12 protein-coding genes are annotated in these 9,946 nt (G+C 69.0%); 5 read left to right on the forward strand and 7 right to left on the reverse strand.

Annotation, left to right across the window (positions count from 1 at the left end; translation table 11 throughout):
* Nucleotides 1-746 precede the first annotated feature (746 nt).
* A complete protein-coding gene (locus tag FHL80_RS27115) occupies nucleotides 747-1,127 on the forward strand; it encodes a helix-turn-helix domain-containing protein (RefSeq protein ID WP_138734877.1) in 381 nt (126 codons plus the stop codon).
* Between the two features lie 99 nt (nucleotides 1,128-1,226).
* Nucleotides 1,227-2,360, forward strand: coding sequence for a tyrosine-type recombinase/integrase (locus FHL80_RS18730; RefSeq protein ID WP_138734878.1), 1,134 nt, complete (start codon nucleotides 1,227-1,229; stop codon nucleotides 2,358-2,360).
* 464 nt (nucleotides 2,361-2,824) lie between these two features.
* Here FHL80_RS18730 and mftC read toward each other — a convergent pair whose 3' ends face one another.
* The 3 genes from mftC to mftA are packed head-to-tail and all read right to left on the reverse strand — an operon-like array spanning nucleotide 2,825 to nucleotide 4,480.
* Nucleotides 2,825-4,048, reverse strand: coding sequence for a mycofactocin radical SAM maturase (mftC, locus tag FHL80_RS18735; RefSeq protein WP_138734879.1), 1,224 nt, complete (start codon nucleotides 4,046-4,048; stop codon nucleotides 2,825-2,827).
* Complete coding sequence (gene mftB / locus FHL80_RS18740; protein WP_246078791.1) at nucleotides 4,045-4,356, reverse strand: mycofactocin biosynthesis chaperone MftB; 312 nt, start codon at nucleotides 4,354-4,356, stop codon at nucleotides 4,045-4,047. Before mftB ends, mftC begins: the two co-directional genes overlap by 4 nt.
* A 1-nt stretch (nucleotide 4,357) precedes the next feature.
* The gene (gene mftA / locus FHL80_RS18745; protein ID WP_138734880.1) at nucleotides 4,358-4,480 is read right to left on the reverse strand and encodes a mycofactocin precursor MftA; all 123 of its coding nucleotides are present in this window, start codon (nucleotides 4,478-4,480) and stop codon (nucleotides 4,358-4,360) included.
* 212 nt (nucleotides 4,481-4,692) lie between these two features.
* Here mftA and mftD point away from each other — a divergent pair, with 212 nt between their 5' ends.
* From mftD to FHL80_RS25700, 3 genes are all read left to right on the forward strand, one after another.
* Nucleotides 4,693-5,925, forward strand: coding sequence for a pre-mycofactocin synthase MftD (gene mftD, locus FHL80_RS18750; RefSeq protein ID WP_138734881.1), 1,233 nt, complete (start codon nucleotides 4,693-4,695; stop codon nucleotides 5,923-5,925).
* A 504-nt stretch (nucleotides 5,926-6,429) separates the two neighbouring features.
* Complete coding sequence (locus FHL80_RS18755) at nucleotides 6,430-6,930, forward strand: acyl-CoA thioesterase (protein WP_216870868.1); 501 nt, start codon at nucleotides 6,430-6,432, stop codon at nucleotides 6,928-6,930.
* A 111-nt stretch (nucleotides 6,931-7,041) separates the two neighbouring features.
* A complete protein-coding gene (locus FHL80_RS25700) occupies nucleotides 7,042-7,215 on the forward strand; it encodes a hypothetical protein (protein WP_216870869.1) in 174 nt (57 codons plus the stop codon).
* 66 nt (nucleotides 7,216-7,281) lie between these two features.
* On the opposite strand, the gene FHL80_RS18760 is transcribed toward FHL80_RS25700, so the two are convergent.
* From FHL80_RS18760 to FHL80_RS18775, 4 genes are all read right to left on the reverse strand, one after another.
* Nucleotides 7,282-7,560, reverse strand: a complete 279-nt coding sequence (locus FHL80_RS18760) for a hypothetical protein (RefSeq protein WP_138734882.1) — start codon at nucleotides 7,558-7,560, stop codon at nucleotides 7,282-7,284.
* A 93-nt stretch (nucleotides 7,561-7,653) separates the two neighbouring features.
* Complete coding sequence (locus tag FHL80_RS18765) at nucleotides 7,654-8,010, reverse strand: hypothetical protein (protein WP_138734883.1); 357 nt, start codon at nucleotides 8,008-8,010, stop codon at nucleotides 7,654-7,656.
* Between the two features lie 202 nt (nucleotides 8,011-8,212).
* Entirely contained in the window at nucleotides 8,213-8,479 is a 267-nt protein-coding gene (locus tag FHL80_RS26790) for an NAD(P)(+) transhydrogenase (Re/Si-specific) subunit beta (protein WP_281283544.1), read from the reverse strand.
* A gap of 163 nt (nucleotides 8,480-8,642) precedes the next feature.
* Nucleotides 8,643-9,401 (reverse strand): galactokinase, encoded by a 759-nt coding sequence (locus FHL80_RS18775; protein ID WP_216870870.1) that lies wholly within the window; start codon nucleotides 9,399-9,401, stop codon nucleotides 8,643-8,645.
* Nucleotides 9,402-9,946 lie beyond the last annotated feature (545 nt).

The following is a 9,946-nucleotide window of genomic DNA, read 5'->3' on the forward strand; positions in this document are numbered from 1 at the left end:
TCAACGCGAGCCTCGCCGGCGGTAGTGACTCAACGCCGTCCATCAGACTGGGAACGCGATTGCAACCGCACATGCCCGATGCGGCCGCCGACACGTACCGCCGTCCAGCGGCTCGCTTCGAGCTCTCGGTCTCTCGTCGGCACAGGGCGCGCGTTGGTTCGCCGACGTCCGTCTGCGCATGGCGCCATGCTGTACTGCCCGGATACGTTGGCGCACCGCTTGCTGAGCTACCTGTGGTGTGAGGAGAGATCTCCATGCTGGGGGGAGCCGCCAAGCACCCGCGCTTTTCCCCGGGTCGCTCGTTGTCAACGGTGATACGGCGCTGTTCACAACCGGCGGGCTTTGGCTGGCCCAGAGCATCGCCGATGACGTCTGGCGCTGGGCAGACCACATCCGGCGGGTCCCGATTCCGCACTCGACGCCGAGTCGCCGGGCGTCCCAGGGTTCCTCCCCACCCGAGACACGCAGACGCCCGGGGGCCCGTGGCTCACGCAGCTTGGTGGCGGACCGTCCGTCGCGTTGGCCCGGGCCCCGACTTCGTTGTAGAGGTCGACGCCCTGGATGTCGAGTCGGCCAGCGGTCAGAACGGGGACGTGTACTCCGGCATACCGCGGGCAGGAACAGATGCATGACCGACCCCACTCCCCTGTCACCCGATCCCGCCGAAGTCATCCCGACCGACAATTCGACCGGTCAGGTTCTCGACCCCGCTCAACTCGAGGATCTGCAGCCCCCCGCAGTCGCGGATGGGGTGGACGCCCCACGACCCGGGGAAGGTGACGCCTGATCGTCTGAGAGCTCATGAGGCGGGCGGGGGCCGATCAGTCGACCGCGGAGGACTTCCGACGGCCTACTCCAGCCCCTCGGCACAACCGAGAGCGTTCAAGGTCGCAGCCGCACGAGCTGGCATCCCCGGCGCCGGACTGCACACCTCGCTGCTGACGCCCGAGGAGGCCGCGCGGGTCCTCCGGGTCGGCCGCACGACTGTGTACACCCTGATGAGGATCGGGGAACTGCGTCCTGTGCACATCGGGCGCAGTTGCCGGTTGTCCCTAGCTGAGCTCCTGCGCTACGTCGATCGCCTCGAGACTCCCTCCGAGGCCGACGAGGGCGCACGAATCCGCTGACAGCTCTCCCATCCAGTCGCCGATCGCTCGACTCCCGTCCCTGACGGCAGCGCTCAAGCCAGGACGGTGACCGGCAGACCCACGGAGGCGAGGGAGCCGATGGTCAGGCGCGCGAACGGTGAAGGCTCCATCTACCGACGGCCGGACGGCACGTGGGCTGGGCAGCTCACCTATCGCGACGACGCCGACAGGCTCAGGCGCCCGACCGTCTACGGCAAGACCCAGGCAGAGGTCCTCCGCAAGCTCGCTGCCGTCGAAAAGAGATTGGAGTCGGGGGCACCGGTCCGAGACTCCAGCATCACGCTCGCCGCCTGGCTGGCGGAATGGACGTCGACGGCGTTGCCCGCCAGCAGCCGCAAGCAGGCGACGATCGACCGCTACTCGATGGTCACCCGCAAGCACTTCATTCCAGCGCTGGGTCGTCGCCCCCTGCACCTGCTGCGGCCGTCGGACGTCGAGGCCCTCGTCCTGGCCAAGCGACGAGAGGGTTTGTCTGCGCCGACCGTCCCGACCATCTACACCGTTCTCCGAGCCGCGTTGGACACCGCCGTCCGAGATGGGCTTTTGCGCGACAACCCTGCCGCCAAGGTCCAACGACCGGCCGCCCGACGGAAGGAGGCGGTCTACCTCGACGCTGGCGAGGCAGGCCGCCTTTTGGAAGCCGTCCGAGGCGATCGCATCGAGGCGCTCATCCGGCTCATGCTCGCCACCGGGCTCCGGCGCGGTGAGGCGCTGGGTCTGCACTGGTCCGACATCGACCTCGAGCAGCAGATCCTCCGGGTTCGATGGACCCTCAGTCGGACGTCCCAGGGTCTTGAACTGGGCGAGCCCAAGACATCAAAGTCTCGCCGCCGGGTGCCGCTCCCCCGCTTCGCCATCGCGACGCTGGCGGCTCATCACGAGCGCCAACAGCAGGAGCGCATCCAGGCTGGCGAGAACTGGTTCGAACACGACCTCGTCTTTACCACCGAGATCGGCACGCCCCTGGAGCCGCGGAACGTGCTGCGGCGATTCGAGAAGCTCACCCGGGCGGCTGGACTGCCGGAGGTCACCCTCCACACCCTCCGGCACACCGCCGCGAGCCTGCCGTTGGCGGCTGGCACCCACACGAAGGTCGGTCAGGAGCACCTCGAACACTCGTCGTATGCGATTACGGCGGACATCTACAGCCACGTGACACCGGCCCAGCAGCGCGAAGCTGCCGACCGGTTGGACGACGCTCTTCCCTGCTGACAGCGACCGCGAGAAATCGCGGTTGCAGTACCGGTTGCAGTAAACACGAGCAGAGGGGCTCCGCCCTCACGGACGAAGCCCCTCTGAACTGCTGTTTCTCTGTCGGGCTGACAGGATTTGAACCTGCGACCCCTTGACCTCCGGTCGTCGGCAGGGGGTGCGCAGTAGTTCGCGGTTGCGCGTATTCGCAGGTCAGTGACTCGGCTGGACCATTGCGACTGGTCGCGAACCGGGGCGAACAGGTCCCAATGGTGGCAAAAATGGTGGTCAATCGAGCCATCCCAGACATTCGCTGGCCGGGGAGTATCCAGCCCGACTCGGCCCCGCTCCACGACCGCCACGTGCAGCGTCGAGGCCTCGCCTCACTAGGTTGCCCTCTCCTCTCGACCGATCAGGCGTGCCAGGTCAGGCGCTTCCGCGACCGCGAAGGCGCCATGGGCAACGAAGCTTTCGAGCCACGACCGTCAGGCCAGTCGGGCGGCTGCCAGCGGGGACTCGTCGCACGGCTTGGCCGGGATCGCCGGCATGCCCAGCAGGGTGGGCTGGCCGCGTACCGGGCCGGTGTGGGAGTGGTCCAGGTGGCTCCGTGGCGTGGCGGTGGCGGCGTCGCGGGCGGCCAGCGCGGTCTCGCCGTAGCCCTGCACGCACTCGGGGTCGGGGCCGTCCAGCGGCAGGCCGGTGAAGAACTTGGCCGCCATGCAGCCGCCGCGGCAGGCGTCGAAGTGCGCGCACTTGGTGCAGGCACCACCGGTCTGCGGGTTGCGCAGGTCGGCGAAGAGCTCCGAGTGCTGCCACACCCGCTGGAAACCACCGGGTGAGCGGACGTTGCCGGCCAGGAACTGCTCGTGGATGGCGAACGGGCACGCGTACACGTCGCCGACCGGGTCGATCAGGCAGACCACCCGCCCCGCGCCGCACAGGTTGAGCCCGGGCAGCGCCGCACCGAGGGCGGAGAGGTGGAAGAAGGAGTCGCCGGTGAGCACGTTGTCGCCGTTGGCCAGCAGCCAGGCGTACAGCTCGCGCTGCTGGGCCTGGGTGGGGTGCAGCCGGTCCCAGACGTCGGCCCCGCGGCCGGACGGGCGGAACCGGGTGATCCGCAGCTGGGCGCCGTAGCGGTCGCTGAGCGCCTTGAAGTCGTCCAGCTGCCCGGCGTTCTCCCGGGTGACGACGACGGAGACCTTGAAGTCCTTCATCCCGGCCTCGGCCAGGTTCTCCAGCGCCCGGGTCGCGGTGGCGAACGAGCCGGTGCCGCGCACGGCGTCGTTGACCTCGGCGGTGGCGCCGTCCAGGGAGATCTGCACGTCGACGTAGTCGGTGCGGGCCAGCTGCTGCGCCCGGGCCCGGTCCAGCTTGATGCCGTTGGTGGAGAACTTGACCCCGACGTCGTGACCGATCGCGTAGTCCAGCAGGTGCCAGAAGTCCGCCCGCACCGTGGGCTCACCGCCGCCGACGTTCACGTAGAAGACCTGCATCCGCTGCAGCTCGTCGATGACCGCCTCGGCCTCCGCAGTGGACAGCTCCCGGGGGTCGCGCCGTCCGGAGGAGGACAGGCAGTGCACGCACGCCAGGTTGCAGGCGTAGGTGAGCTCCCAGGTCAGGCAGATGGGCGCGTCGAGGCCGTACTCGAACTGGTCGATCAGCCGCCCGCCCACCGGGCGCTCGGGTCGGGTGGGCAGGACGGCGGTCACGGGGTCTCCCGACGTTCGATCATTCGTGAGCGGGCCAGGTCGGCAAGCGCGTTGACGTAGGCGGGGATCTGGGCGTCGGGCACCCCGCAGGCGACCAGGGCGGCCGCGGCAGAGGGGTGGTCGGCCAGGGTCTCGACGACCTCGACAAGCGTCTTCGACTTCAGGAAGGACAGCTTCCGGTTGCCGAAGTGGTAGACCAGCGCGCCGAACGGCTCCGGCCGCAGAGCCACCGAGCGCGCCCGGCGCCAGGGCAGGCCCGGGTCGAAGGCCGGCCCGGCGGCCGGCGCGTCGATCAGTACACCCCGCACATCAGTACACCCCGCACATGCCGTCGATGGAGACCTCCTCGACGAGCGACTCCTCCACGAGCGGCTCCTCGACGGCGCCGGGGGTCTCGGTGGTCTGGGCCTGGTCCTGCGACGGCTCGGGCACGGTTCCTCCGGAGTGAGCTGGTTCACGAACGAACGAGACCGAAAGCTAGTGGCACCCAGTGCCACGCGCAAGCTTGGAAGGTCGCGCCGCGGCCTTGACGGTGACGGGAGGAAACCGGTACCTATGGACAGCGGCGCGTGTGGCACTCAGTGCCAGCCCCTTGATGGCCGCCCGACTACGGCGGTCGACGCCTGATCTCCTGGAGTGACTCAATGGCGAATGCGTGGTTCGAGTCAGTGGCAGAGGCCCAGCGGCGGGCGAAGAAGCGGCTGCCCAAGGGCGTGTACGGCGCGCTGGTGGCCGGGTCCGAGCGGGGACTCACGGTCGATGACAACACCGCGGCCTTCGCCGAGCTCGGCTTCGCCCCGCACACCGCCGGGCTGGCCAACGACAAGCAGATGGCCACCACGGTGATGGGCCAGGACGTCTCCCTGCCGGTGCTGATCAGCCCCACCGGCGTGCAGGCCGTGCACCCCGACGGCGAGGTCGCCGTCGCCCGCGCCGCCGCCGCCCGCGGCACCGCGATGGGCCTGTCCTCCATGGCCAGCAAGCCGATGGAGGAGGTCATCGCGGCCAACCCGAAGACGTTCTTCCAGCTGTACTGGGTCGGCGACCGAGACGTGATGGCCGCCAAGGTCGAGCGGGCCAAGCAGGCCGGCGCGGCAGGCCTCATCGCCACCCTGGACTGGTCCTTCGCCTACGGCCGGGACTGGGGCAGCCCGTTCATCCCGGAGAAGATCAACCTCGAGGCGGTCCGCCGGTACGCCCCGCAGGTCGCGCTCAAGCCGCGCTGGCTGTGGGACTTCGCCAAGACCGGCCAGCTCCCGGACCTCGCCGTGCCCAACATGGTGGCCACCCCCGGCGAGCCCGCACCCACCTTCTTCGGCGCCTACGGGCAGTGGATGGCCTCCCCCATGCCCACCTGGGACGACGTCGCCTGGCTGCGCGGACTGTGGCCTGAGGCGCCGTTCATGCTCAAGGGCGTCATGCGGGTCGACGACGCCCACCGGGCCGTGGACGCCGGGGTCACCGCCATCTCCGTGTCCAACCACGGCGGCAACAACCTCGACGGCACCCCCGCCTCCATCCGCGCCCTCCCCGCGGTCGCCGCGGCGGTCGGTGACCAGGTCGAGGTGCTGCTGGACGGCGGCATCCGCCGCGGCGGCGACGTCGCCAAGGCCCTCGCGCTGGGCGCTAAGGCCGTGATGATCGGCCGCGCCTACCTGTGGGGCCTCGCCGCTAACGGGCAGGCCGGCGTGGAGAACGTGCTGGACCTGCTCCGCGACGGCCTGGGCTCGACGCTGATCGGGCTGGGCCACACCTCGATCGACCAGCTCAACCCCGACGACCTGGTCATCCCCCCCGGCTTCGAACGCCACCTCGGCACCCCCGGCCCCGACGCGCCGATCCACCCCGAAGCCTCCGGCAAGGCCACCCGCAGCTGACCCGGACTCCTACTCCCCCGGTCGTCGGCGGGGCGTTCGGGCTAGTTCACGGACGCACGTTTGTGCAGATCAGCGACATCCCCGTACTTCCCTGGACCACCACGAACGGTCCCGAACGAAGCCAAATGGGGCGGCGGCAGGGACGCCGTCACCGGACTGCTGCCGCTCTCGGCCTGGGCCGGAGCGGCCCTGACCGTCGGCGCGCTGACGATGGAATGTCATGACGCCTGAGGCCGGGGTCCGGAGCCGGCACGGGACAGGGGCTCGCCCTCTCGCGGCGCTCGAGGCTGCGCTCGTCGGATGACTCGTGGCCGCCGGGGCCGATCTGTTGTGGGCGCTCGCTCCGCCGCTGCTACTGACCCTCGAAATCCGGCGCCGCGGCGGCCGTACCGGCGACCTTGTCAATGGCCGCGTCGAAAAGGAACGGCGAGAGAGGGCCGCCCCACCACGCACAGCACCAGCGCCGTAGCGTCCACGCACCCGACCGCCACTGAGGAGCCGCAGATGAGCGAACGAGTCGACCCCGACGAGCCGCTGAATCGGCTGTCCATGACCGTGCTGATGACCCCGGACATGTCGAACTTCTCCGGCAATGTGCACGGCGGTCTGCTGCTCAAGCTGCTGGACCAGGTTGCCTACACTTGCGCCAGCCGCTACGCCCGCGCCTACGCTGTCACGCTCTCGGTCGACCAGGTCATCTTCCGTGAGCCCGTTCACGTCGGTGAACTGGTGACCTTCGCTGCCAGCGTCAACTACACCGGCCGGACGTCGATGGAGATCGGCATCCGGGTGACCACCGAAGACTTGGTTGCCCGCGAGGTCCGGCACACCAACAGCTGCTACTTCACCATGGTCGCCATAGGGCCGGACGGGCGGCCGGTCCCGGTGCCACCGCTGATCCCGGTCAGCGCCGACCAAAAGCGCCGGCACGCCGCCGCCCAGCTGCGCCGGGAGCTGCGCCGGGACATCGAGCGACGGGGCCAGGAGATCCGGGCCCGGATCTGAGTGCCACGGCATGGGGGTGCGGCGTGGTCGACCAACAGGCGGGTGTCAGGCGGCCGGTCGGCGCGACAACGAACGCGCCATGAGGCGGTAGCCGAGTCCCGCACTCCCGTCGTGCGCGTGGTGATGCACCGCAGCGACACGACCGTCGTGATGAGCGGCGAAGCCCCCTACCAGCGCAATCGCCATTGGATGGAGCTTGTCCTGATCTGCCAGGACCGCCGCCTGCGCAGGAATGAGATCGACCAGCGTTTCGTCAGTGCGAGGCTCAACGCAGAACTTTGCTAGTGGTGGACCACGAGGCTGGCCTCCCGTCCCCTCGAACCTGGCATGCAAGCATGTCCCGCTGCGAGTTCAGCGGAGGCTCGAGACTGACACGGCGACGGCAGTCGCAGCAGCGTTGTGCCGATGGAAGTGGTCCTCGTGCTCGGCCGCTGGGATCAGTCCGATCTCGCCGGGCAGGCATCGGTGGTTGAACCAGTTCACGGACTCGGCGATGGCGATCTTGAGGTCAGCGATGCCCTTCCAGGGACCGCGCTTGGGGATGAGCTCGGCCTCGGTCAGCGAGTTGAACGCCTCGGCCAGCGCGTTGTCATAGCTGTCGCCGATGGAACCGACCCGAAGTGACTGCACCAGTGTCGGCCAGTCGCCGGGTGCAGCGCACGGCGACGTACTGCACGCCCTTGTCAACCCGGCATGACAGCGGCACCACGAACGACCCAATCCTCAGCCGTCAGCCGCACTGGACTTCTCGATCGTCGGGCGGACAACGACTCGCCCCGCGATCAGGTCCACGTCGAGGACACCGGCCCGCTCGGCCGCAGCAATCATCCGCAGCGTGAACCCTTCCCGCCGCAGAGCATGCACCGAAGCCTCCGAGCGGCCGCGTAGCCAGTCCAACAGTTCGCTCTGCGCCCGGGGGCGTCCCCGCGGAGAGAAGGCGCCCCCCGAAGCTGAACCACCCGTCACCTGAACGGCGCAGTAGCCGTGGTGACGACACGGCACGAGATGACCGGGATCCGGCCGGAACGTGCGGGCCTCATAGCTGAGCTCCGTGCCGCATCTCAGCGTCGCCGTGAACATGCGCAGTGATCCCTCTCGAGCCGCAGAGGTCGGCGTTCGCTGGACCTCCAGTTCCTGTCCGTAGCCGCTGAGCGCCTCAATGCTGCAAGGTGCGCCCGGTGGCCGTGCGGTCTGGTTTGGGGAGGGCGACGAGGATGTCCTCGACGCGTTCGCGGGCGTCGCCGAAAGGCATCCGACTGTTGTCCCGGAAGAACAGCGGGTTCTACACGCCGGCGTAGCCGGTGCTCATCGACCGCTTGAACACAATCACCTGGTCGGCCTCCCACACCTTGAGCACGGGCATGCCGGCGATCGGGCTGGTGGGGTCTTCGGTGCCGGCGAAGTCGTCGTTGATCTCGCCCATCTCAAGCACGCTGTCGTAGGGCACCTTCGCCTCGGCCAGCAGCACGTTAGGTGTTCCCGAGGACATTGACGCCAAAGCGACCTGACCCACGGACCCGGGCGAGCATTGCGGCACGCCGTCCACCATGGCGGTCACCAGGGAGACCGGTGTGTGCGTTCTCGCCATGACCTCAGGTAGTGGTCCATAAAGTAAGGGCTGGCAATGCTCGCCGGAGCGATCGGGGAGCTGGGCGGCGTATTGGTTCCGCTTGTCATGTGGGCTTCCTGGTCCGTGCTTCGTGCTGTGCTGCTCAACTGACCACCCAGCTACGACCGGCAAGGGTGAGTGGGGTCGGGCGCGGCGTGAGAAACCCCCCGTGAGCCGCGGCCTCGTTCACGGCTACGAGGACCTCCTTCTCCAGGTTGGTGGGCACCAGTACGAGCAACGACCCGCCCAGGCCGGCTCCCGTCATGCGGACCCCGACGGCGCCCGCCGTGAGGGCCGCTTCAACGGTGCGGTCGACAGGTCGGGTGGTGGTGCGCAGATCACGACTGAGCGAGCTGTGCGACGCGGTCATCAGCTCTCCGAGGGCCCCGACGTCTCCGATGGTGAGCACCTGCACCGCAGCAGCGACTCGCGACCGTTCAGTGATCACGTGTCGCGCACACCGACTGACCACCGGGTCGGGTCCGCCTGCCATCTCGGAGAGCTGTTCCGGCGTGGCCGCCTGCAGTGAGGTGCCCAGTCGGGCTGCAGCCTCGTCCAGCACGCGCCGGCGCGCAGGCAGTGCGCCGTCGCTAGACAGGTGCCGGGCTCCGGTGTCCAGCAGAATCATGGACAAGCCCCAAGCGGCGAGGTCGAGGGCGACGTGCGACACATTCCGAGGGCTGGTCCCGACCACCATGGCCGTCCCAGGGCGACCGAGACGCGCCGTCAGCTCGGCGTCCGACTGTGGCAGCGGTTCAGCCTGGCCGAGCGCGACCAAGGCGCGTCGCACCGCACAGCGCTCCGCGGCACGAGAAGCGAGCCCCGCACCGGCGCGGAAGTCCCGATCGGTGAGGACGTCCACCTTTCCTCCAGGACCGACCGCCGCCGCGGCCAGAGCATGGCGGTCCACGCCGGCCCTCATCGACGACCCGACGTACACCCCGTTGGGTCCACCGAGCAGAGTCACGGTTGCGGGGGCTGCCGCCAGGACAGCCGGTTCGGCGCCGAAGCGAAGCGCGAACCTTGCGGCCAGCCGCTCCGTGCGGCGGTGCAAACCGTCCTCCGCACTCGCCCCTCCGACGGTGTCGCAGTTACGCGCCGCCCTCAGGAGGTCCTCCGTGTGAGCAGCAGCAAGCAGGCTTGCAGTCATCCGCGCGACGCCTCCACATCAGTCGATCAGGTTCTTTACAGTATCCTATTTGACTGGTGAGTGGAAGGTTCCTCAGCAGCAGGTCTCACCAGCTGTGGCGCTGGTCGTTCGAGTGCAGGTGGCACGGCGCGGTGGCGTCCACCAAGGTGGTGTGTGACGGCCCCGCGATCAGCGGGCCGAGGCATGAAGGCGGCCACCGCGTGATCTTCTGGATGACCTCTCACAGTCCTTCAGGAGTACAACGCGATGACCGCTCC

The sequence above is a fragment of the Modestobacter excelsi genome (assembly GCF_005930495.1).
GTDB classification, from domain to species: Bacteria; Actinomycetota; Actinomycetes; order Mycobacteriales; family Geodermatophilaceae; genus Modestobacter; species Modestobacter excelsi.